Annotated in this window: 17 protein-coding genes; 10 read left to right on the forward strand and 7 right to left on the reverse strand. The window is 71.9% G+C overall.

Annotated features, from left to right (window positions below):
• The first annotated feature begins 32 nt into the window (after positions 1 to 32).
• Positions 33 to 2294, forward strand: coding sequence for a heavy metal translocating P-type ATPase (locus AB0946_RS03170; RefSeq protein ID WP_366758891.1), 2262 nt, complete (start codon positions 33 to 35; stop codon positions 2292 to 2294).
• Positions 2295 to 2987: 693 nt separating this feature from the next.
• Here AB0946_RS03170 and AB0946_RS03175 read toward each other — a convergent pair.
• From AB0946_RS03175 to AB0946_RS03190, 4 genes are all read right to left on the reverse strand, one after another.
• The gene (locus AB0946_RS03175) at positions 2988 to 4277 is read right to left on the reverse strand and encodes a citrate synthase (protein WP_366758892.1); all 1290 of its coding nucleotides are present in this window, start codon (positions 4275 to 4277) and stop codon (positions 2988 to 2990) included.
• Positions 4278 to 4538: 261 nt separating this feature from the next.
• Entirely contained in the window at positions 4539 to 6815 is a 2277-nt protein-coding gene (locus AB0946_RS03180; RefSeq protein WP_366758893.1) for an ATP-dependent RecD-like DNA helicase, read from the reverse strand.
• A 49-nt stretch (positions 6816 to 6864) separates the two neighbouring features.
• The gene (locus AB0946_RS03185) at positions 6865 to 7245 is read right to left on the reverse strand and encodes a VOC family protein (RefSeq protein ID WP_366758894.1); all 381 of its coding nucleotides are present in this window, start codon (positions 7243 to 7245) and stop codon (positions 6865 to 6867) included.
• Positions 7246 to 7450: 205 nt separating this feature from the next.
• A complete protein-coding gene (locus AB0946_RS03190) occupies positions 7451 to 8158 on the reverse strand; it encodes a DUF2637 domain-containing protein (protein WP_366759134.1) in 708 nt (235 codons plus the stop codon).
• A 709-nt stretch (positions 8159 to 8867) separates the two neighbouring features.
• Here AB0946_RS03190 and AB0946_RS03195 point away from each other — a divergent pair.
• From AB0946_RS03195 to rbsD, 5 genes are all read left to right on the forward strand, one after another.
• Positions 8868 to 9926, forward strand: coding sequence for a LacI family DNA-binding transcriptional regulator (locus AB0946_RS03195; RefSeq protein WP_366758895.1), 1059 nt, complete (start codon positions 8868 to 8870; stop codon positions 9924 to 9926).
• On the forward strand, positions 9923 to 11479 hold the full coding sequence (locus AB0946_RS03200) for a sugar ABC transporter ATP-binding protein (protein WP_366758896.1): 1557 nt from the start codon (positions 9923 to 9925) through the stop codon (positions 11477 to 11479). Before AB0946_RS03195 ends, AB0946_RS03200 begins: the two co-directional genes overlap by 4 nt.
• Positions 11469 to 13418 (forward strand): substrate-binding domain-containing protein, encoded by a 1950-nt coding sequence (locus AB0946_RS03205; RefSeq protein WP_366758897.1) that lies wholly within the window; start codon positions 11469 to 11471, stop codon positions 13416 to 13418. Before AB0946_RS03200 ends, AB0946_RS03205 begins: the two co-directional genes overlap by 11 nt.
• A 78-nt stretch (positions 13419 to 13496) precedes the next feature.
• Positions 13497 to 14399, forward strand: coding sequence for a ribokinase (locus AB0946_RS03210; protein WP_366758898.1), 903 nt, complete (start codon positions 13497 to 13499; stop codon positions 14397 to 14399).
• On the forward strand, positions 14396 to 14785 hold the full coding sequence (gene rbsD, locus AB0946_RS03215) for a D-ribose pyranase (RefSeq protein WP_366758899.1): 390 nt from the start codon (positions 14396 to 14398) through the stop codon (positions 14783 to 14785). Before AB0946_RS03210 ends, rbsD begins: the two co-directional genes overlap by 4 nt.
• 251 nt (positions 14786 to 15036) lie before the next feature.
• Here rbsD and AB0946_RS03220 read toward each other — a convergent pair whose 3' ends face one another.
• From AB0946_RS03220 to AB0946_RS03230, 3 genes are read right to left on the reverse strand one after another with little or no spacing between them, the layout of a single operon-like run.
• Entirely contained in the window at positions 15037 to 15876 is an 840-nt protein-coding gene (locus AB0946_RS03220; protein ID WP_366758900.1) for a sugar phosphate isomerase/epimerase family protein, read from the reverse strand.
• Positions 15873 to 17024: a dihydrodipicolinate synthase family protein gene (locus AB0946_RS03225; protein WP_366758901.1), complete on the reverse strand. Its 1152-nt coding sequence runs from the start codon at positions 17022 to 17024 to the stop codon at positions 15873 to 15875. Before AB0946_RS03225 ends, AB0946_RS03220 begins: the two co-directional genes overlap by 4 nt.
• Positions 17021 to 18172: a Gfo/Idh/MocA family oxidoreductase gene (locus AB0946_RS03230; RefSeq protein WP_366758902.1), complete on the reverse strand. Its 1152-nt coding sequence runs from the start codon at positions 18170 to 18172 to the stop codon at positions 17021 to 17023. Before AB0946_RS03230 ends, AB0946_RS03225 begins: the two co-directional genes overlap by 4 nt.
• 233 nt (positions 18173 to 18405) lie before the next feature.
• Here AB0946_RS03230 and AB0946_RS03235 point away from each other — a divergent pair, with 233 nt between their 5' ends.
• From AB0946_RS03235 to AB0946_RS03250, 4 genes are all read left to right on the forward strand, one after another.
• Positions 18406 to 19452 carry a LacI family DNA-binding transcriptional regulator gene (locus tag AB0946_RS03235; protein ID WP_366758903.1) on the forward strand — a complete coding sequence of 349 codons (1047 nt, stop codon included), beginning with the start codon at positions 18406 to 18408 and terminating at the stop codon, positions 19450 to 19452.
• Between the two features lie 173 nt (positions 19453 to 19625).
• The gene (locus AB0946_RS03240; protein ID WP_366758904.1) at positions 19626 to 20222 is read left to right on the forward strand and encodes a dihydrofolate reductase family protein; all 597 of its coding nucleotides are present in this window, start codon (positions 19626 to 19628) and stop codon (positions 20220 to 20222) included.
• A 76-nt stretch (positions 20223 to 20298) separates the two neighbouring features.
• Complete coding sequence (locus AB0946_RS03245) at positions 20299 to 21225, forward strand: bifunctional helix-turn-helix transcriptional regulator/GNAT family N-acetyltransferase (protein WP_366758905.1); 927 nt, start codon at positions 20299 to 20301, stop codon at positions 21223 to 21225.
• A gap of 292 nt (positions 21226 to 21517) precedes the next feature.
• On the forward strand, positions 21518 to 22318 hold the full coding sequence (locus AB0946_RS03250) for a sugar phosphate isomerase/epimerase family protein (RefSeq protein WP_366758906.1): 801 nt from the start codon (positions 21518 to 21520) through the stop codon (positions 22316 to 22318).
• Positions 22319 to 22466: the final 148 nt, after the last annotated feature.

Raw genomic sequence — 22466 nt, forward strand, 5'->3', positions numbered from 1 at the left:
GTACGGTCCGGTCCGATGTCTGGAGTCCGGACATGACCAGCACCACCGCAGAAGCCGCTCGCACAGCCGCGGCCACGGGCACCACCTCCGAGGTCGAGCTGCTCATCGGCGGGATGACCTGTGCCTCCTGCGCCGCCCGGGTGGAGAAGAAGCTCAACCGGATGGACGGCGTCAGCGCCACCGTCAACTTCGCCACCGAGAAGGCCAAGGTCGCCTTCGCCGACGGCGTCCGGGTCGCCGACCTGATCGCCACCGTGGAGAAGACCGGCTACACCGCCGAGGAGCCGCCGCCGCCCCGGCCCGCGCCCGCGACGGAACCGGACACCCCCGCACCGGACGCCGAACCGGGGGCCCTGCGCCACCGCCTGCTCGTCTCCGTGCTGCTCGCCGCCCCCGTGGTCCTGCTCTCGATGATCCCGGCGCTCCAGTTCGACAACTGGCAGTGGCTCTCGCTCACCCTCGCCGCGCCGGTCGTCGTCTGGGGCGGCGCCCCCTTCCACCGGGCCGCCTGGACCAACCTCCGGCACGGCGCCGCCACCATGGACACGCTCGTCTCGGTCGGCACGCTGGCCGCGTTCGGCTGGTCGCTGTGGGCCCTGTTCTTCGGCGACGCCGGCATGCCCGGCATGCACGACGAGTTCCGTCTCACCGTCTCCCGCATGGACGGCGCCTCCACGATCTACCTCGAGGTGGCCGCCGGAGTCGTCGCGCTGATCCTGCTCGGCCGCTATCTGGAGGCCCGCTCCAAGCGCCGCGCCGGCGCCGCCCTGAAGGCGCTGATGGAGCTGGGCGCCAAGGACGTGGCCGTGCTGCGCGAGGGCCGCGAGGTACGGATACCGGTGTCGTCCCTGGCCGTCGGCGACCGGTTCGTCGTCCGCCCCGGCGAGAAGATCGCCACCGACGGCACGGTCGTGGAGGGCGTCTCCGCGGTGGACGCCGCGATGCTGACCGGCGAGTCGGTGCCGGTGGACGTCGGCCCGGGCGACCGGGTCACCGGCGCCACGGTCAACGCGGGCGGCCGGCTGGTCGTGGAGGCCACCCGGGTCGGCGCGGACACCCAGCTCGCCCGGATGGCGAAGCTGGTCGAGGACGCGCAGAACGGCAAGGCCGAGGTGCAGCGGCTCGCCGACCGGATCTCCGCCGTCTTCGTGCCCGTGGTCATCCTCCTCGCGCTCGGCACCTTCGGCGTCTGGCTGGGCGTCACCGGCGACACCGCGGCCGCGTTCACCGCCGCCGTCGCCGTGCTGATCATCGCCTGCCCCTGCGCCCTCGGCCTGGCCACCCCGACCGCGCTGATGGTCGGCACCGGGCGCGGAGCCCAGCTCGGCATCCTCATCAAGGGCCCCGAGGTGCTGGAGTCCACCCGCCGCGTGGACACGGTCGTCCTGGACAAGACCGGCACGGTCACCACCGGCCGGATGCGCCTCCAGGCGGTCTACGTCGCCGAGGGCGAGGACGACAAGGAGCTGCTGCGGCTCGCGGGCGCCCTGGAGCACGCCTCCGAGCACCCCGTGGCCCGTGCCGTAGCCGCCGGCGCCCAGGAACGCGCGGGAGCGCTGCCGCCGGTCGAACACTTCGAGAACGTGCCCGGCCGGGGCGTGCGCGGGCGTGTGGACGGCCGTGAGGTGGCCGTGGGGCGCCTCTACGACGACCTCCCGCAGGAGTTGGCCCGCGCGGCCCGGGAGGCCGAGCAGGAGGGTCGTACGGCCGTCGTGGCGGGCTGGGACGGACGGGCCCGCGGGGTCCTCGCCGTCGCCGACGCGGTCAAGGAGACCAGCGCCGAGGCGATCCGTGAGCTGCGGGCGCTGGGACTGACGCCGGTGCTGCTCACCGGGGACAACCGGACCGTCGCCGAGGCGGTCGCGCGCACGGTCGGCATCGACCCCGCGCACGTCCACGCCGAGGTGCTGCCCGAGGACAAGGTGGACGTCGTACGACGGCTCCAGCGCGAGGGACGGGCCGTGGCCATGGTCGGCGACGGCGTGAACGACGCCGCCGCGCTCGCCACGGCGGACCTGGCCCTGGCCATGGGCACCGGCACGGACGCGGCGATCGAGGCCGGCGACCTGACGCTGGTGCGCGGGGACCTGCGGGTGGCGGCGGACGCGATCCGGCTGTCGAGGCGGACGCTGGCCACCATCAAGGGCAACCTGGTGTGGGCCTTCGGCTACAACGTCGCCGCGTTGCCGCTGGCCGCCGCGGGGCTGCTCAACCCGATGATCGCGGGGGCGGCGATGGCCTTCTCCTCGGTGTTCGTGGTGACCAACAGCCTGCGGCTGCGGGCCTTCCGGTAGGGCGGCGGCAATTGCCGGGGCGGATGTCCCGGTCCCCCTGGAGTCCGGCGCGAGCCTCACATAAGCTCTTCACAAGGCTCGCGCATCATCCTTACGCTTGAGCCCCGATCGCCGTATCGGGGCTCTTGCGCACCTAAAGGACATATGCAAGAGACGCAGATCACAGTGATGCGAACGTAACCCTCGAAGGGGTTCGAGGGTCTAAGTTGGCGGTGTCAGACCAGCGTCTTGGGGGGCGCTGACTGGCATCTGGGGATGTCTTGGGGGACTTCCTCAGAGATGCGTTGCCGGGGCACGTACACCGGGAAGCTTTGAGCGGCCCTTCCGGCGTGCGTTGTCCCGGCAGATCGCACCGCGTCACTGGAGCAGGCCGAGTTGTGCTCGTTCTGCTCACCGACAGCGATTCAGGCGCTGTCCTCTCCAGCGCCCGGCCGGATCCCGTGGGGGGAATCCGCACCGGGACATGGGAAGGCGCCCTGGTCGTCGGCCCGTGGGGGGACCGGCGTCTCAGGGCGCCTTCCGCTTTTGCGCTGTGGCGACTTCGTGCCGACGGCCTCTCGGCGGGCACGGCCCGTCAGGCGGACCAAGGGGCGCGGACAACCGCACGGCCGGCCACCAACCGGCCCACAGCCGCCCCCGGCACCAGGCCGGCAAGGGGACGCCACCACAGCGGCGCCCCTTCACCGGCAGGTGTCAGCGCTCCTCGACCGGAACGAAGTCGCGCTCCACCACGCCCGTGTAGATCTGGCGCGGGCGGCCGATGCGGGAGCCCGGCTCCTTGATCATCTCGGTCCACTGGGCGATCCAGCCCGGCAGCCGGCCGAGGGCGAACAGGACCGTGAACATCTCGGTCGGGAAGCCCATGGCGCGGTAGATCAGGCCGGTGTAGAAGTCCACGTTCGGGTACAGCTTGCGCTCGACGAAGTAGTCGTCGGACAGCGCGTGCTCCTCCAGCTTGAGGGCGATGTCGAGGAGCTCGTCCTCCTTGCCCAGCGCGGAGAGCACGTCGTGCGCGGCGGCCTTGATGATCTTGGCGCGCGGGTCGAAGTTCTTGTAGACCCGGTGGCCGAAGCCCATCAGGCGGACGCCGTCCTCCTTGTTCTTCACCTTGCGGATGAAGGTGTCGACGTCGGAGCCCGAGTCGCGGATGCCCTCCAGCATCTCCAGCACGGACTGGTTGGCACCGCCGTGCAGCGGGCCCCACAGGGCGCTGATGCCCGCCGAGATCGACGCGAACATGTTGGCCTGCGAGGAACCGACCAGGCGGACCGTGGAGGTCGAACAGTTCTGCTCGTGGTCGGCGTGCAGGATCAGCAGCTTGTCCAGCGCCCCGACGACGACCGGGTCCAGCTCGAACTCCTGCGCCGGCACCGAGAAGGTCATGCGCAGGAAGTTCTCGACGTAACCGAGGTCGTTGCGCGGGTAGACGAACGGGTGGCCGATCGACTTCTTGTACGCGTAGGCCGCGATCGTCGGGAGCTTGGCGAGCAGCCGGATCGTGGAGAGGTCGCGCTGCGTCTCGTCGAACGGGTTGTGGCTGTCCTGGTAGAACGTGGACAGCGCCGAGACGACCGACGACAGCATGGCCATCGGGTGCGCGTCGCGCGGGAAGCCCCTGTAGAAGTTCTTGACGTCCTCGTGCAGCAGCGTGTGCCGCGTGATGTCGTTCTGGAACGACGTCAGCTGGTCGACGGTGGGCAGCTCGCCGTTGATCAGCAGGTACGCCACCTCAAGGAAGGTGGAGCGCTCGGCCAGCTGCTCGATGGGGTAGCCGCGGTAGCGGAGGATGCCCGCCTCGCCGTCGAGGTAGGTGATCGCGGATTTGTAGGCGGCGGTGTTGCCGTAACCGCTGTCCAGAGTCACCAGACCGGTCTGGGCGCGGAGCTTCCCGATGTCGAAGCCCTTGTCACCGACGGTGCTGTCGACCACCGGGTAGGTGTACTCGCCGTCGCCGTACCGCAGTACTACAGAGTTGTCGCTCACGTCTTCCCTCACCGACGTAGTGCCTCATCTTCGAGGTGCCCTGACTGTCTCTACCATCCCCCATTTGGCTCAGGAGAGTGCACTCGGGGTCGACCATTGGGCCTATTGGCGGCACTCAGTGCCGTCAACCTGCTCATCCTGCCCCCTCGGAGGGGTAACCGGAAGTGCTCTGTGACCTTCACGACTCGTTTGATCGATCATTTTGGCCGCGAGGCCGGATTCCGTGCCGCCACGGTGACTTCGGGGCCACCGCCCGTGACTTCAGGACCCGCCGCCGAGGGGCCGGGACCCCAGTCTGAAGTCCAGGGCCGTGCAGCGCCGCCCGGCCGACACCGTGCGCACCGCCTGCCCGATCGCCTTGCGTGAACCGACGAGAACGACCAGCTGACGGGCCCGGGTGACCGCCGTGTAGAGCAGGTTCCGCTGGAGCATCATCCATGCTCCCGTGGTGACGGGAATCACCACGGCGGGATATTCACTGCCCTGTGAACGGTGGATGGTCACCGCGTAGGCGTGGGCCAGTTCGTCCAGTTCGTCGAACTCGTACGGAACCTCCTCATCCTCGTCCGTCAGCACGGTCAGGCGCTGGTCGACCGGGTCGAGCGAGGTGACGACACCCACGGTGCCGTTGAACACACCGTTCTTCCCTTTCTCGTAATTGTTACGAATCTGGGTGACCTTGTCGCCGACGCGGAAGACCCGGCCACCGAACCGCTTCTCCGCGAGATCGGGCCGCCCGGGGGTGATGGCCTGCTGGAGCAGCCCGTTGAGCGTGCCCGCACCGGCCGGCCCCCGGTGCATCGGCGCGAGCACCTGCACGTCCCGGCGCGGGTCCAGCCCGAACCTGGCCGGGATCCGCCGCGCGGCCACGTCCACGGTGAGCCGGCCGGCGGCCTCCGTGTCGTCCTCCACGAAGAGGAAGAAGTCCTTCAGCCCGTCGGTGAGCGGATGCTGCCCCGCGTTGATGCGGTGCGCGTTGGTGACGACACCGGACTGCTGGGCCTGCCGGAAGACCCGGGTGAGCCGGACGGCCGGGACGGGGCTGCCGTCGGCGAGGAGATCGCGCAGGACCTCCCCCGCGCCCACGCTGGGCAGCTGGTCCACGTCCCCCACGAAGAGCAGATGGGCCCCCGGCGGTACGGCCTTCACGAGCTTGTTGGCGAGCAGCAGGTCCAGCATGGACGCCTCGTCCACGACCACCAGGTCGGCGTCGAGCGGCCGGTCCCGGTCGTAGGCGGCGTCCCCTCCGGGCTTCAGCTCCAGCAGCCGGTGCACGGTGGACGCCTCGGCTCCGGTCAGCTCGGCCAGCCGCTTGGCGGCCCGGCCGGTCGGGGCGGCGAGCAGCACCTTGGCACGCCGGGCCCGGGCCAGCTCCACGATCGAGCGCACGGTGAACGACTTGCCGCAGCCGGGCCCGCCGGTGAGGACGGCGACCTTCTCGGTCAGCGCGAGCTTCACGGCCGCCTCCTGCTCGGGCGCGAGGTCGGCGCCGGTGCGGGATCCCAGCCACCCGAGCGCCTTGCCCCAGTCGACGTCCCGGAACCCGGGCATCCGGTCCTCGTCCGTGCGCAGGAGCCGCAGCAGCTGGGCGGAGAGGGAGAGTTCGGCGCGGTGGAAGGGGACGAGGTACACGGCGCTGACCGGCTCGTCGCCGCCGCCGTCGGGTCCGGGCACCTTCTCCCGGACGACCCCCGGATCGCCTCCGTCCTCCGGCACCCGGCCCAGCTCGCCCAGACACTCGATGACCAGTCCGGTGTCCACCTGGAGCAGCTTCACGGCATCGGCGATCAGCCGCTCCTCCGGCAGGAAGCAGTGCCCCTGGTCGGCGGACTGCGACAGTGCGTACTGCAGGCCGGCCTTCACGCGCTCGGGACTGTCGTGCGGGATCCCGACCGACTGCGCGATCTTGTCGGCGGTGAGGAAACCGATGCCCCAGACGTCGGCGGCGAGCTGGTAGGGGCGTTCCCTCACGACGGAGATCGACGCGTCACCGTACTTCTTGTAGATCCGCACGGCGATGGAGGTGGACACCTCGACGGTCTGCAGGAAGAGCATGACCTCCTTGATCGCCTTCTGTTCCTCCCAGGCGTCGGCGATCTTCCTGGTGCGTTTGGGGCCGAGTCCGGGGACCTCGACGAGGCGCTTGGGCTCCTCCTCGATGATCCTCAGGGTGTCGACGCCGAAGTGCTGGGTGATGCGGTCGGCGAAGACCGGCCCGATGCCCTTGACCAGGCCGGACCCCAGATAGCGCCGGATGCCCTGGACGGTGGCCGGCAGTACGGTCGTGTAGTTCTCGACGTGGAACTGCTTGCCGTACTGCGGGTGCGACCCCCAGCGGCCCTCCATCCGCAGGGATTCACCGACCTGGGCACCGAGGAGCGCGCCGACCACCGTGAGGAGGTCCCCGGCGCCTCTGCCGGTGTCGACCCGGGCGACCGTGTACCCGTTCTCCTCGTTGGCGTACGTGATCCGCTCCAGCACACCTTCGACCACGGCAAGACGCCGCTCACCGGTCTGGGTCCCCGCCTGTCGAGCCATGATCCGACGGTACCGGGGTGGTCTGACAGAGGCCCACCTGTGTTTGCCCTCAGAGGGGGTTGAGGCGGGCCTTGAGCAGGCAGAACTCATTGCCCTCGGGGTCGGCGAGAACATGCCAGGGCTCGTCGCCGGTCTGACCGATGTCGGCCGGGCGTGCCCCGAGCTTCAACAGGCGTTCCAGCTCGGCGTCCTGATCGCGGTCCGTGGCGTTGACGTCGATGTGCAGCCGCGGCTTCCCCGGCTCCGGCTCGTCCCTGCGGCTGAGGATGAGTGTCGGCTGCGCGCCGCCGAAGCCTTCTCGTGGGCCGATCTCGATGCTGCCGTCCTCTTCGCGCCCGAGCACCACGAAGTCCAGGACCTCGCACCAGAACCGCGCCAGCACCTCGGGTTCGCGGCAACCGAGCACGAGCTCACTGATACGACATGCCATGGGCGCAACCTGCTCTCGACGTGGATCGGCCGGTAGGGCCGCGCGGAGCGGGCGGGCTCCGCGCGGTGGGAACACGCCGGAGACCGTACCGGGCGAAGGGAGCGGGTGCGAAGGGTTTCGGGCGCTGGGGGCGGGCCTGGGGTTCGCAGCTCGCGGGTGGAGCGGATCTGCCTGTCGGTTGTCGGGGGAGTCGCCGGGCCTTTGGTCATCGGCGGTGGCGGGGCTTGTCCTGGCGTGGGGGGAGCGTCAACGTGATCTGACGGACCAGTTGCTGGAAGCACGCCAGGGACGCGCACGCGGGGAGGGCGGCGCCGGCGATTCCGGTGATCGTCCGGTCGGCCTGGGCCACGCACAGCATCATGGCCACGGACGAGAACAGCAGGACGATGAACCACGAGTGCAGGGCCCGGCGCTGGTGCAGGGCGCTTCGTAGGATGGAGAGGGAAGCCACCATCCAGGGGCCGTACACCAGAATGGGCCACCAGGCGAACATCTCGCCGCTCGTGCCCGACGTGATGTTGCGCAGTGGCCCGTAGGCCGCCATTCCGCCGAATACGCTGACCATCGCCACGATGACGGCAACAAATGCGGCGATCACGAAGCTGCTGGTCTGCATCCATTTGACGCGGATTCTTCGGACCCGGCTCTTGCGGTGTCCGGGCCCGGCGGAGGGACGGCGGATGGGCGGCAGTTGCGCGGTGATCCGGGCGAGGTTCTCCATCGGGTCGGCGTAGTCGACGGGAGGTGACGGCTCGTTGCGCGGGGGCGGGACCACGGCCGGCTGCTCGGCCGGGATGGCCTCCTGCAGGAGGTAGGCGAGTTCCTCGGCCGGGTCCCAGCCCGAGTCGGGGGGCACCAGGAGAGCCTCTGCGTCGAGGGCGTCGACGGGGCTGCCGTGCCAGACGGTGCCCACCGTGTAAGGGGGCGTGTCCGCATACCGTTCACGCCGGGCGAAGGAGGAACCCGCATAGTCGTGATTCATGGAGATCCGCCCCCGTCACACGCGATCCGCGCGACAGTCAGAGTTCGCCTGGTCGGTCCACCGTTGATTGAGTTCCTCCTGCACCGCTTCCAATAGCGTGAGGAACTCGCGGAGCAGCGATTCGGTGGCCTGGGGCTCGACGCGTACGCCGTCCCCGCGCAAGGTGCCACGCGCCTCCAGCGAGCGTGCAACACCAGGTGTATAAATATACTTTGCCACCGTCGCCACACGACTCGCAGACAGACTGTCTTTCCTCGCGTCGCGGTGAGGCAAGCCATGGAACCGTGCTGTCGTCATATTCGAGCTAACGCAGCCCCCTCTCCTCCAGATGCGCGGCAAATGAGTGAACATCGCGCAGAGGAAACGTTGGAAGTGCGTTTTTTCATTTGTGTCATTCGCTTTTCAGCGGCCAGTTCGTGGGCCGAGTGGTTTGTATTCTGAGAACCCTCCCGGTCTGATCGTCCGTCCCGCGCCGGGCGGCCCGTCCGGCCCCGGGGGCGGGTCTGCCGGGCCACCCCCGGTCACGATTGGGTCTCGGCCACCCGGCGCCCCTTGTCTCCCGCCCGTGTAATCGATTCCAATCCTCCCTACGGCATCGATGTAATCGATTCCACGAGTCCACGAGGAGGTGGGGCCGGCGATGGCGAGCATCAAGGACGTGGCCGCTGCGGCGGGTGTGTCCGTGGCCACCGTGTCGCGCGTGCTGAACGGGCATCCGTCCGTCAGCGCCGACGCGCGGGCGCGGGTGATGGAGGCCGTGGACGCCCTGGGGTACCGGCCCAACGCCGTCGCCCGGTCCCTGCGGACGGACCAGACCCACACGCTCGGACTGGTCATCAGCGACGTGCTGAACCCCTACTTCACCGAGCTGGCCCGTTCCGTCGAGGAAGAGGCCCGCGCGCTCGGCTACAGCGTGATCATCGGGAACGCCGACGAGCGGCCCGAACTCCAGGACCACCACGTACGGAACCTGCTCGACCGGCGGATCGACGGACTGCTCGTCTCCCCCACCGACGGCGGTTCGCCCCTGATGCTGGACGCCGCCCGGGCGGGGACACCCATGGTGTTCGTCGACCGGTGGATCCCCGGCGTGGACGTGCCGGTCGTGCGCGCCGACGGACAGGCGGCCGTGCGGGATCTCGTCGCCCACCTCCACCGGCTCGGACACCGCCGGCTCGCCATCATCGCCGGGCCCGCCGCCACCACCACCGGCAGTGAGCGCGTGGAGGCGTTCCGGGCCGCGCTCGCCGAGTACGGGCTCCCGCTCCCGGACGCCTACACCGGGCAGGGCGACTTCCAGGCCGAGAGCGGGCGGCGGGTCACCGAGGGGTTCCTCGATCTCCCGCGGCCGCCCGAGGTCGTCTTCGCCGCCGACAACCTGATGGCGCTCGGCGCGCTGGACGCCGTACGCGCGCGCGGGCTGCGGGTGCCCGACGACATCGCGCTGGCCGCGTTCGACGACATCCCGTGGTTCGTGCACACCGATCCGCCGGTCACCGCCATCGCCCAGCCGACCGGTGAGCTGGGGCGAGCCGCCGTACGGGCCCTGGTCGACCGGATCGAGGGGCGCACCCCGCGCTCCGTCACCCTGCCCGCGCGGCTCGTCGTACGCCGCTCCTGCGGAGAGGCGCACGTGCCCTCCCAGACCCCCGCACCCCCCACGCAGTCCCCCTCCCCAGTGCAAAGGAGCACGTCGTGAGCAACCCGGACGAGTTGCTGCGCATCGAGGGCATACGCAAGACCTTCCCCGGCGTGGTCGCGCTCGACGGCGTCGACTTCGACCTGCGCCGGGGCGAGGTCCATGTACTGCTCGGTGAGAACGGCGCCGGCAAGAGCACCCTCATCAAGATGCTCTCCGGTGCCTACACCCCCGATGCCGGCCGGATCCTCGTAGGCGGTGAGGAGGTGCGCATCCACGGTGCGCAGGACTCCGAGCGCCTCGGGATCGCCACCATCTACCAGGAGTTCAACCTGGTTCCCGATCTGACCGTCGCCGAGAACATCTTCCTGGGGCGGCAGCCGCGCCGGCTGGGGATGATCGACCGGAAGCGGATGGAGGCCGAGGCCGCGACGCTGCTGGAGCGTGTCGGGGTCGACGTCTCGCCACGGGCGCGGGTGCGGGAACTCGGCATCGCGCGGCTTCAGATGGTCGAGATCGCCAAGGCGCTCAGCCTGGACGCGCGCGTGCTCATCATGGACGAGCCGACCGCCGTGCTCACCTCGGAGGAGGTGGAGAAGCTCTTCGCCATCGTGCGGTCGCTGCGCGAGGACGGCGTGGGGATCGTCTTCATCACCCACCACCTGGAGGAGATCGCCGCCCTGGGGGACCGGGTGACCGTCATCCGGGACGGGCGGAGCGTCGGGCAGGTGCCCGCCTCGACGCCCGAGGACGAGCTCGTACGGCTGATGGTGGGGCGCTCCATCGAGCAGCAGTACCCGCGGCAGCGGCCGGAGAAGGGTGCCGCGCTGCTGTCCGTCGAGGGGCTCGGCCGTGCCGGCGTGTTCCACGACGTGAGCTTCGAGGTGCACGCCGGCGAGGTCGTCGGTATCGCGGGGCTCGTCGGGGCCGGCCGTACGGAGGTCGTCCGGGCGGTGTTCGGCGCCGACCCGTACGACCACGGGGTCGTGCGGGTCTCGGGTGCCGAACTCAAGCGGCACGACGTGAACGCGGCGATGGCGGCCGGCATCGGGCTGGTGCCGGAGGACCGCAAGGGCCAGGGGCTGGTCCTGGACGCCTCCGTCGCGGAGAACCTGGGGCTGGTGACCCTCCGGTCGGCCACCCGGGCCGGGCTGGTGGACCGCAAGGCGCAGTACTCGGCCGCCGAGCGGATCGCCGGGCAGCTGGGCGTGCGCATGGCGGGCCTCGGGCAGCACGTGCGGACCCTGTCCGGCGGCAACCAGCAGAAGGTCGTCATCGGCAAGTGGCTGCTGGCCGAGACCAAGGTGCTGATCCTGGACGAGCCGACACGCGGTATCGACGTCGGCGCCAAGGTCGAGATCTACCAGCTGATCAACGAGCTGACGGCCGCCGGTGCCGCCGTGCTGATGATCTCCAGCGATCTGCCGGAGGTGCTCGGCATGAGCGACCGGGTGCTGGTGATGGCCCAGGGCCGGATCGCCGGTGAACTCCCGGCCGACGAGGCCACCCAGGACGCCGTCATGGCGCTCGCCGTCTCCACCCCGACCGCCGGCCCGGACTCCGCCGCCGGCTCCACCCCCACCACCGACAAGGAGGCCCCCCGTGGCCACTGACACGCTCAAGAGGCCGGCGGGCGCGAGTGGCGCCCCGGGCGGCCTGCGCCGGCTGCTCCTCGACAACGGCGCGCTCACCGCGCTGATCGTCCTGGTCATCGCCCTGTCGGCGCTGTCCGGCGACTTCCTGACGACGGACAACCTGCTGAACATCGGCGTCCAGGCGGCCGTGACGGCGATCCTCGCCTTCGGTGTGACCTTCGTGATCGTCTCGGCGGGCATCGACCTGTCGGTCGGCTCGGTGGCGGCGCTGTCGGCGACCGTGCTGGCCTGGAGCGCCACCTCCCACGGGGTGCCGGTCGTGCTGGCGGTGCTGATGGCGGTCGCCACCGGCATCGTCGCCGGTCTGGTGAACGGTTTCCTCATCGCCTACGGCAAGCTGCCGCCGTTCATCGCGACGCTGGCCATGCTGTCGGTGGGCCGCGGTCTGGCCCTGGTGATCTCGCAGGGCTCGCCCATCGCCTTCCCGGACTCGGTCTCCCACCTCGGGGACACCCTCGGCGGCTGGCTGCCGGTGCCGGTGCTGGTCATGGTGGTGATGGGGCTGATCGCCGCGTTCGTGCTGGGACGCACGTACATCGGCCGCTCCATGTACGCGATCGGCGGCAACGAGGAGGCCGCGCGGCTGTCCGGTCTCCGGGTGCAGCGCCAGAAGCTCGCGATCTACGCCCTGTCCGGGCTGTTCGCCGCGGCGGCGGGCATCGTGCTCGCGTCCCGGCTGTCCTCGGCGCAGCCGCAGGCCGCCGACGGTTACGAGCTGGACGCCATCGCGGCGGTCGTCATCGGCGGCGCCTCGCTGGCGGGCGGCACCGGCAAGGCGTCCGGCACGCTGATCGGCGCGCTGATCCTGGCGGTGCTCCGCAACGGCCTCAACCTGCTGTCGGTGTCCGCGTTCTGGCAGCAGGTCGTGATCGGTGTCGTGATCGCGCTGGCGGTGCTGCTGGACACCGTGCGCCGCAAGGCCGGCGCGACCCCGGTGGCCGCCGGCACGGGCGGGCCGAAGGGCAAGCAGGCGGCGACGTACGCGCTCGCCGCCGTGGTGACCGTCGCCATCGTCGGCGCGACCTCCTTCCTGCACGGCGGTTCCTCGTCGTCCACCACCCCGAAGATGGGTCTGTCCCTGTCCACGCTCAACAACCCCTTCTTCGTGCAGATCCGGTCGGGTGCCCAGGCCGAGGCGAAGAAGCTGGGCGTGGACCTGACCGTCACCGACGCGCAGAACGACGCCTCGCAGCAGGCCAACCAGCTCCAGAACTTCACCAGTTCGAGCCTGGGCGCGATCATCGTCAACCCGGTGGACTCGGACGCGGCGAGCAACTCGGTGAAGGCCGCCGACAAGGCGAGGATCCCGGTGATCGCCGTGGACCGCGGGGTCAATCACGCCTCCGTGGACGCGCTGGTGGCCTCGGACAACGTCGCCGGTGGTGAGCTGGCCGCGAAGACGATCGCCGAGAAGCTGGGCGGCAAGGGCAGGATCGTCATCCTCCAGGGCCAGGCGGGCACGTCGGCGGCCCGGGAGCGGGCGGCCGGATTCGCCCGGGGACTCAAGGCCTACCCGGGCATCCGGGTGCTGGCGCAGCAGCCCGCGGACTTCGACCGCACCAAGGGCCTCGACGTGATGTCGAACCTGCTCCAGGCCCACCCGGACGTGCAGGGCGTCATCGCCGCCAACGACGAGATGGCCCTGGGCGCGATCAAGGCGCTCGGCTCCAAGGCCGGCAGGTCCGTGCAGGTGGTCGGCTTCGACGGCACCCCGGACGGCCTGACCGCGGTCAAGAACGGCACGCTGTACGCGTCCGTCGCCCAGCAGCCCTCGCAGCTGGGGAAGATCGCCGTGGACAACGCCCTCAAGGCGGTCAGGGGCGACAAGGTGGACCCGACGGTGAAGGTGCCGGTGAAGGTGGTCACGAAGGACAACGTGGCCGGCTTCACGGGCTGACAACAGGCGGCTCGGGCGGGCGGCCCCGGGCACTTCCGGGGCCGCCCGCCCGGCGTCATCTCTCAGGGGAGTCAACTGATGTACGACTACGACCTTCTGGTCGTGGGATCGGCCAACGCCGACCTGGTGATCGGCGTCGAGCGGCGGCCGGCCGCCGGCGAGACGGTGCTCGGCGGTGATCTGGCCGTGCACCCGGGCGGCAAGGGCGCCAACCAGGCGGTCGCGGCGGCCCGGCTCGGTGCCGCCACGGCCCTGCTGGCGCGGGTCGGCGACGACGGCCACGGCCGGCTGCTGCTCGACTCCCTGCGCGCGGCCGGGGTCGACCCGGTGGGCGTGCTGGTGGGCGGGGCCCCGACGGGGGTCGCGCTGATCACCGTCGACCCGTCCGGTGACAACAGCATCGTGGTGTCGCCGGGCGCCAACTCCCGCCTGCTGCCGGCGGACGTCCGGGCGGCGGCGGGCGTGCTGCGCGCCTCCCGGGTGGTGTCGGCGCAGCTGGAGATCCCGCTGGAGACGGTCGTGGAGGTCGTACGGAACCTGGCGCCGGGCAGTCGCTTCGTGCTGAACCCGTCCCCGCCGCGTGAGCTGCCGGCGGAGGTGCTGGCGGCGTGCGACCCGCTGATCCTGAACGAGCACGAGGCACGGGTGGTCCTCGGGGACGCCTGCACGAGCGACGACCCCGAGGACTGGGCCCGGCTGCTGCTGGCCAGGGGCCCCCGCTCGGTGGTGGTGACGCTGGGCGCGGAGGGGGCGCTGGTGGCCGACGGCTCGGGGACGGCCCGGGTGCCGTCGGTGAAGGTGGACGCGGTGGACACCACGGGTGCCGGGGACGCGTTCACCGCGGCCCTCGCCTGGAGGCTGGGGGCCGGTGCGGGCCTGGCGGACGCGGCGGCCTACGCGGCCCGGGTCGGCGCGGCGGCCGTGACCAGGCGGGGCGCGCAGGAGTCGTATCCGACGGCGGAGGAGGTCGAGGCCCTGTGAAGAAGGCGGGGATCCTCAACCGTCATCTCTCGGGTGCCCTGGCCGAGCTGGGCCACGGGCACGGGGTGCTGGTCTGTGACGCGGGCATGCCGATACCCGACGGGCCCCGGGTGGTGGACCTGGCCTTCCGTGCCGGTGTGCCGCCCTTCGCCGAGGTGCTGGACGGCCTGCTGGCCGAGCTGGTGGTGGAGGGCGCCACGGCGGCGCAGGAGGTGGAGGCGGCCAATCCGGCGGCGGCCGGGCTGCTGCGGACCCGTTTCCCGGAGCTGTCCCTCGTCCCGCACGAGCGGCTGAAGGAACTGTCGGCCGGGGCCCGGCTGATCGTCCGCACCGGTGAGGCCCGCCCTTACGCGAACGTCCTGCTGCGCTGCGGGGTGTTCTTCTAGGGTCTTTCGTTCGGATCAGGCCGTATCGGGGAGCGGGGTCCGGTGCCGTGCATCGCAAGGCGACCGGGCCGTCCGGCACGTTTCGAGGGGGCGTCCCCGGCCCGCAGGCCCGGGACGCCCCCTCGGTGTTTCCCCTCCCTCGCCGGAACCCGATTCCCCCCCCGGGGTCCCCCGTGGTTCCGACGACAGGTACGACACGGCGGGCGACGGAATGGTTGCACCCGCTTCTGGAATTCCTCCGCGCGGGTGAGCTAGCGGATCACGTGCTCCACGAACCGCTCCGCCGTCTCCGCCAGCACCTCGCGCCCGTCCCGCGCCCACAGCCGCTCGTTGAACAGCTCGACCTCGATGGGGCCGGAGTACCCGGCGGCCTCCACCCGGCCCTTCCACTCCCGCATGTCGATCGCTCCGTCGCCGAGCTGGCCGCGGCCGTTGAGGACGCCCTCGGGCAGGGGGGTGGTCCAGTCGGCGAGCTGGAAGGCGTGGATGCGGCCCGCCGCGCCCGCGCGGGCGATCTGCGCGGGCGCCTGGTCGTCCCACCAGACGTGGTAGGTGTCCACGGTCACCCCGACCTGGTGTGCGGGGAAGCGTTCGGCGAGGTCCAGGGCCTGGGCGAGGGTGGAGACCACACAGCGGTCGGACGCGTACATCGGGTGCAGCGGCTCGACGGCGAGACGTACGCCGCGTTCGGCCGCGTAGGGGGCGAGGACGGCCAGGGCGTCGGCGATGCGCTCGCGGGCGCCGCGCAGGTCCTTGCTGCCGGCGGGGAGTCCGCCGGAGACCAGGACCAGGGTGTCGGTGCCGAGGGTGGCGGCCTCGTCGATCGCCGCGTGGTTGTCGCCCAGCGCCCCGGCCCGCTCGACGGGGTCGGTGGCGGTGAGGAAGCCGCCCCGGCACAGGGTCGTCACCGTCAGGCCCGCGTCCCGCACCAGCTTGGCCGCGGCCCGCACGCCGTACCGCCGCACCGGCTCCCGCCACAGGCCCACACCGGGGACGCCCAGCGCGGCACAGGCGTCGGCCAGTTCGGGGAGGGACAGCTGCCTGACCGTCATCTGGTTGACGGAGAAACGCGCGAGTTCCGCCGTGTTCACCGGTCCACCCCGTACAGCGACAGAAGGATCTTCATCCGTTCCTCGGCGAGCTTCGGGTCAGTGAACAGGCCGAGGCCGTCGGCGAGTTCGTAGGCGCGGGCGAAGTGCGGCAGGGAGCGGGCCGACTGGAGGCCACCGAGCATGGCGAAGTGGCTCTGGTGGCCGGCGAGCCAGGCGAGGAACACCACCCCCGTCTTGTAGAAGCGGGTGGGCGGCTGGAACAGGTGGCGGGACAACTCCACCGTGGGGTCGAGGAGTTCACGGAAGCCCTGGACGTCGCCCGTGTCCAGGACCCGTACCGCCGCGGCCGCGAGCGGGCCCAGCGGGTCGAAGACGCCGAGCAGGGCGTGGCTGAAGCCCCGGTCGTCGCCCGCGATCAGCTCCGGGTAGTGGAAGTCGTCGCCGGTGTAGCAGCGCACGCCCTGCGGCAGCCGCCGTCTGAGGGCGGCCTCGCGCCGGGCGTCCAGCAGGGAGACCTTGACGCCGTCGACCTTGCCGGGGTGGGCGGCGATCACCTCCAGGAGGGTCCCGGTGGCGGCGTCCGGGTCGGACGAGCCCCAGTAGCCCTCCAGGGCCGGGTCGAACATCGGGCCGAGCCAGTGCAGGATCACCGGTTCGGCGGACTGGCGCAGGAGGTGGCCGTAGACCTCCAGGTAGTCCTCGGGGCCCTGCGCCGTCGCGGCCAGCGCCCGGGAGGCCATGAGGACGGCCTGGGCGCCCGCCTCCTCCACGACCGCGAGCTGCTCCTCGTACGCGGCCCGGATCTGCGCGAGGGTGCCCTCGGTGAGCTGGTCCGTGCCGGCACCGCAGGCGATGCGGCCGCCGGCCGAGCGCGCCTCGGCGGCGCTGCGCCGGATCAGTTCGGCGGCGCCCGCCCAGTCCAGGCCCATCCCCCGCTGGGCGGTGTCCATGGCCTCGGCGACACCGAGCCCGTGGGACCACAGGTGGCGGCGGAAGGCGAGGGTGGCGTCCCAGTCGACGGCGGCGGGCGCGCCGGGCGGGACGTCGGCGAACGGGTCGGCGACGACATGGGCCGCCGCGAGGACCGTGCGGGAGGTCAAGGGAGTGCCGGGGGCGAGGGAGAGGGGCGCGGTGCGCGGCTCGTACGGGTGCAGGGTGCCGTCGGCCGCGGGGAGTCGGAGGGTCACAGGGAGATCTCCGGTACGTCGATGCGGCGGCCCTCGGCGGAGGACTTCAGGCCCAGTTCGGCGAGCTGGACGCCCCGGGCACCGGCCAGCAGGTCCCAGGGGTAGGGGGCGTCGGCGTGGACGTGCTTGAGGAACAGCTCCCACTGGGCCTTGAAGCCGTTGTCGAACTCGGCGTTGTCGGGCACCTCCTGCCACTGGTCGCGGAAGGCGTCGGTGGCGGGGACGTCCGGGTTCCACACCGGCCTGGGGGTGGCGCTGCGGTGCTGGACACGGCATCCGCGCAGGCCGGCGACGGCCGATCCCTCGGTGCCGTCGACCTGGAACTCGACCAGTTCGTCGCGGTGGACGCGGACCGCCCAGGAGGAGTTGATCTGGGCGACGGCGCCGCCTTCCAGCTCGAAGACGCCGTAGGCGGCGTCGTCGGCGGTGGCGTCGTAGGGCTTGCCGTTCTCGTCCCAGCGCCGGGGGACGTGGGTGGTGGCGAGGGCCTGCACGGAGGTGACCCGGCCGAACAGTTCGTGCAGGACGTACTCCCAGTGCGGGAACATGTCGACGACGATGCCACCGCCGTCCTCGGCGCGGTAGTTCCAGGAGGGGCGCTGGGCGGGCTGCCAGTCGCCCTCGAAGACCCAGTAGCCGAACTCCCCGCGCACGGAGAGGATCCGGCCGAAGAAGCCGCTGTCGACGAGGCGCTTCAGCTTCAGCAGGCCCGGCAGGAAGATCTTGTCCTGGACGACGCCGTGCTTGACGCCCTTGTCGTGGGCGAGGCGGGCGAGGGCGAGGGCGCCTGCGAGACCGGTGGCGGTGGGTTTCTCGGTGTAGACGTGCTTGCCGGCCGTGATCGCCTTCGTGAGGGCCTCCTCGCGGGCGGAGGTGACCTGGGAGTCGAAGTAGATGTCGACGGACGGGTCGGCGAGGACGGCGTCCACGTCGGTGGAGACCTGGTCCAGTCCGTGCCGCTCGGCGATCTCCCGCAGGGCGTGCTCGCGGCGGCCGAGCAGGATCGGTTCGGGCCAGAGCACGGTGCCGTCGCCGAGGCCGAGGCCGCCCTGGTCGCGCAGGGCGAGGATCGACCGGACGAGGTGCTGACGGTAACCCATGCGTCCGGTCACGCCGTTCATGGCGATACGCACCGTCTTGCGTGTCACGTGAGTCCCCTTCGCGGGCCGGTGGAGCAAGCAGTTCGACCATCGGGCAGCAAGCGCTTTCCAAACGGGGAAAGCTAGCCTCTGGACGCGGTCTGTACAAGACCGCGTCCACTCCGAGTTGTTCGAAGGGTCGAACAACCACGGGTCGTGGCCTTAAGGTCTGCTCGGAACCAGGACGGGTGCCCGGCTGTCTACGAGGGCGTACCGACGACGCGTGACCGGAGGACGACGAGATGACGGTGACCCTGGCGGACGTGGCGGCCCGCGCCCAGGTCTCCCCCGCGACGGTGTCGCGCGTGCTGAACGGCAACTACCCGGTCGCCGCGTCCACCCGCGAACGGGTGCTGCGCGCGGTGGACGAGCTGGACTACGTCCTCAACGGCCCCGCCAGCGCCCTCGCCGCCGCCACCTCCGACCTGGTCGGCATCCTCGTCAACGACATCGCCGACCCGTTCTTCGGGATCATGGCGAGCGCGATCCAGGCGGAGATCGGCGGTCCGGGCGGGCGCGCGGGCGGCGAACGCCTCGCGGTCGTCTGCAACACGGGCGGTTCCCCCGAGCGCGAGCTGACGTACCTGACCCTGCTCCAGCGGCAGCGGGCCGCCGCCGTCGTGCTGACCGGCGGCGCCGTGGAGGACGCGCCGCACGCGGCCGCGGTCGCGGCCAAGCTGCGGAAGCTGGCGGACGCCGGGACGCGAGTGGTGCTGTGCGGGCGCCCGCCGGCGCCGGACACCGGGGCCGTCGCGCTGACCTTCGACAACCGGGGCGGCGCCCGCGCGCTGACCGACCACCTCATCGGCCTCGGCCACCGCCGGCTCGGCTACATCGCCGGCCCCGGGGAACGCACGACCACCCGGCACCGCCTGGAGGGCCACCGCGCGGCGCTCGCGGCGGCGGGCGTCGAGGAGGACCCGCGCTGGACCGTCCACGGCCGCTACGACCGCCGGTCCGGTCACGAGGCCACGCTGGAACTGCTGCGCCGCGACCCCTCGTTGACGGCGATCGTGGCCGCGAACGACTCCGTCGCCCTCGGTGCCTGCGCCGCGCTGCGGGAGTCCGGGCTGCGCATCCCCGAGGACGTCTCGGTGGCCGGCTTCGACGACCTGCCGTTCAGCATCGACGCGGTGCCGTCCCTCACGACGGTCCGGCTGCCGCTGGCGGAGGCGGGAGCGCGGGCCGGGCGCATCGCGATGGGGCGGGAGGAGCCGCCGCCCGGGGGGATCGCCCCGGTGCGGGGGGAGCTGATGGTGCGGGGGTCCTCCGGGGTTCCGCGGGAGTGAGGTGCGGGGCCCCTGCGGGGTTCTGCCCGGGGCCGGGGGTGCGGGGTGCCGGGGCGGCCGGCCGGTCCGCCGCTTCCGGACAGCACCGGCACCACCGGCGGCACCGATGAGTTTTCGGGGTGCCGGGCGTCTTCACCGTCGTAAGCAACGGACACATGCCGAGGAGCGGAACCATGCGGGTCGTCGTCACCGAGTTCATCAGCCTTGACGGAGTCGTACAGGCCCCGGGCGGGCCCGAGGAGGACACCGACGGGGGGTTCGCGCACGGTGGGTGGTCGCACCCGTTCTTCGATCCGGAGGTGGTGGGCGGGGCCTTCGCCGCGGGGCTGGAGAAGGCCGAGGCGCTGCTGTACGGGCGGCGGACGTATCTGACGATGGCCGCCGCGTGGCCGGAGCGGGCGGGGGACCCGTTCGCCGACCGGCTGAACTCCATGAGGAAGTACGTCGTGACCGACACGCTCGGCGAGTCCGAGCTGAGCTGGGAGAACACCGTGCGGATCCCGGGGGCGCGGGCCCTGGACACGGTACGGGAGCTGCGGGCCGCCGAGGGCGGGGACCTGGCGATGATGGGCAGCCCCACGCTGGTGCGGGCGCTGATCCCGGCGGGGCTCGTGGACGAGCTGCGGCTCGTGGTCATGCCCGTGCTGCTCGGCGGCGGGAAGTCGGTCTTCCCGGCCGACGGGGGGCTGCGCAGCTGGGAGCTGGTGTCGTCGGCCACCGCGAAGACCGGGGCGCAGGTGAACGTGTACCGGCCGGCCGGGCGGTCGTAGGCGTGGACGGGGGCGCGGGGGCGTCCTAGGCTCGAGGGGCAGGATCTCTGACTGGGTCAAGCATCCGGGGGCGATCGTGACCGTCCAGGACGTCCGCGCTTTCAACCGGTTCTACACGGGTGTGATCGGCGCCCTCGACTACGAGCGCCACCTGTACGCCCCGTACACCCTGACCGAGGCCCGTGTGCTGTACGAACTCGCGCACGCGCCGTATCTCGACGCGGCCGACCTGCGCGGTTCGCTGGGGCTGGACGCCGGGTACCTGAGCCGGATCCTGAACCGTTTCGAGGAGGACGGGCTGATCCGGCGGGAGCCGTCGCAGGACGACCCGCGGCGGCGCCGGATCACGCCGACCGCGCGCGGGCGTGAGACCGCCGCGCTGCTGGACGAGCGGGCCCGGGAGTCCGTCCGGGCGCTGCTCGACGGTGTCGCTCCGGCGGACCGGGACCGGCTGGCCGAGGCGATGCGGACCATCCGGGAGATCCTGGGCGGGCGGAGGCGGGCCGCGGACGTGGTGGTGCGGGAGCCGCGGGCCGGGGAGCTGGGATGGATCGTGCAGCGCAACGGCGCGCTGTACGCGGCCGAGTTCGGGTGGAACACCGAGTACGAGGGGCTTGTCGCCCGGATCGTCGCCGACTACGCGGAGGATCACGATCCGCGTCTGGAGCGGGTGTGGATCGCGGAGCTGGCCGGGCGGCCCGTGGGCTGTGTGATGTGCGTACGGGACGACGCGCCCGGCACCGCGCGGCTGCGGCTGCTGCTCGTGGAGCCCGACGCGCGCGGGCACGGCGTCGGCGACCGGCTGGTGCGGGCCGTGATCGACTTCGCCCGCGGGGCCGGCTACCGGGACCTGGTGCTGTGGACCAACGACGTGCTCGGCAGCGCCCGCCGCCTCTACCAGCGGCACGGGTTCGTCCTGGTCGCCGAGCGGCCCCACCGTTCCTTCGGCAAGGACCTGGTCGGCCAGGACTGGAGCCTGGCGCTGCGCGGACCGGGCGAGTGACGGCGTCGCCCGCGCCGCGGGTGACGGTTCCTGCCGGCCGGGACCGGGTACGCGCACCGCTCGCGCCAGGCGAGGCGCACGACCTCCCGGGCACCGGCCGGCCAGGCGCGGTGGCTCCCTCAGCCGGGATCAGGTACGTGTACGGCCCGCCGTGAGCGAGCGGCACACGGTCCCCGCCACCGCCCTCAGGCGAGCCACGCCCAGCCGCCCTCCCTCACCTCCCCCGGCCCCCGGTCGGCCGAGTGCGGTGGGTCGTGTCGTGTGGCGGGTGGGGCGGGTAGGGTCCCTGAGCATGAAGCTGGCGTTCTCCACTCTCGGTGTCCCCGGCCTGCCCGTCCCGGAGGTCCTCGCGCTCGCGACCGCGCACGGCTACAACGGTGTCGAACTGCGCGCCCATCCCGAGGAACCGGTGCACCCCGGCCTGAGTCCCGCCCGACGAGCCGAGACCGCGGCCCTGTTCCGGGATTCCGGGGTCGAGGTGCTGGGCCTCGCCGGGTACGCGCGCGTCGCGGCCCCGGGCGACGACGCGCCCGTGCTGGAGGAGATCAGGGAGCTCCTGGGGCTGGCCCACGACCTGGGCGCGCCGTTCGTCCGGGTCCTGCCCGGGGCCGACCCGGACCGCCCCCGCGAGGAGTCGGACGCGATCGCCGCCCGGCGGCTCGGCACCGCCGCCGAGGACGCCGCCGCCCTGGGCGTCCGGATCCTGCTGGAGACCCACGACTCGCACCCCACCGGCGCCGACGCGATCCGGATCCTCGGCCCGGTCGGGCACCGGCAGGTGGGGGCGCTGTGGGACGTGATGCACACCTGGCTGGGCGGTGAGCAGCCGTCGGACACGTACGCGGCCCTCGCCCCGCACCTGGGCTACGTCCAGGTCAAGGACATCGCCTCGGCCGAGGACACCACCCCGTTGCCGCTCGGCGCCGGGGTGCTGCCGCTGAGCGAGTGCGTGGACGTGCTGTCCCGGAACCACTGGGACGGCTGGCTGTGCTGGGAGTACGAGAAGCGCTGGTACGAGGAGGCCGCGCCGCTCGCGGATCTGCTCGCCGGCGGTCGCGAGCATCTGCTGAGGGCGCTGGGGGAAGCGGCCTAGGGTCTTTCGTTTGGATCAGGCCGGATCAGGGAGCGGGGTCTGGTGCCGTGCGTCGCAAGGCGGAGGAGGGCGCCATGGCGGAGCCATGGCAACCGACGACAACGCGGCGAGGCGCGGTGCCAGGGCCCGCGAGCCCGGCATGATCCAG

It is taken from the genome of Streptomyces sp. NPDC046870, assembly GCF_040704595.1.
In the GTDB taxonomy this organism is placed as follows: domain Bacteria; phylum Actinomycetota; class Actinomycetes; order Streptomycetales; family Streptomycetaceae; genus Streptomyces; species Streptomyces argyrophylli.

What these genes read in the sequence shown, in the direction of transcription:
- AB0946_RS03185 (WP_366758894.1), bottom strand. Translation starts at nt 7,245, where the DNA reads ATGGCATGTCGTATCAGTGAGCTCGTGCTCGGTTGCCGCGAACCCGAG.
- AB0946_RS03250 (WP_366758906.1), top strand. Translation starts at nt 21,518, where the DNA reads ATGAAGCTGGCGTTCTCCACTCTCGGTGTCCCCGGCCTGCCCGTCCCG.
- AB0946_RS03195 (WP_366758895.1), top strand. Translation starts at nt 8,868, where the DNA reads ATGGCGAGCATCAAGGACGTGGCCGCTGCGGCGGGTGTGTCCGTGGCC.
- AB0946_RS03180 (WP_366758893.1), bottom strand. Translation starts at nt 6,815, where the DNA reads ATGGCTCGACAGGCGGGGACCCAGACCGGTGAGCGGCGTCTTGCCGTG.
- AB0946_RS03210 (WP_366758898.1), top strand. Translation starts at nt 13,497, where the DNA reads ATGTACGACTACGACCTTCTGGTCGTGGGATCGGCCAACGCCGACCTG.
- AB0946_RS03240 (WP_366758904.1), top strand. Translation starts at nt 19,626, where the DNA reads ATGCGGGTCGTCGTCACCGAGTTCATCAGCCTTGACGGAGTCGTACAG.
- AB0946_RS03235 (WP_366758903.1), top strand. Translation starts at nt 18,406, where the DNA reads ATGACGGTGACCCTGGCGGACGTGGCGGCCCGCGCCCAGGTCTCCCCC.
- AB0946_RS03170 (WP_366758891.1), top strand. Translation starts at nt 33, where the DNA reads ATGACCAGCACCACCGCAGAAGCCGCTCGCACAGCCGCGGCCACGGGC.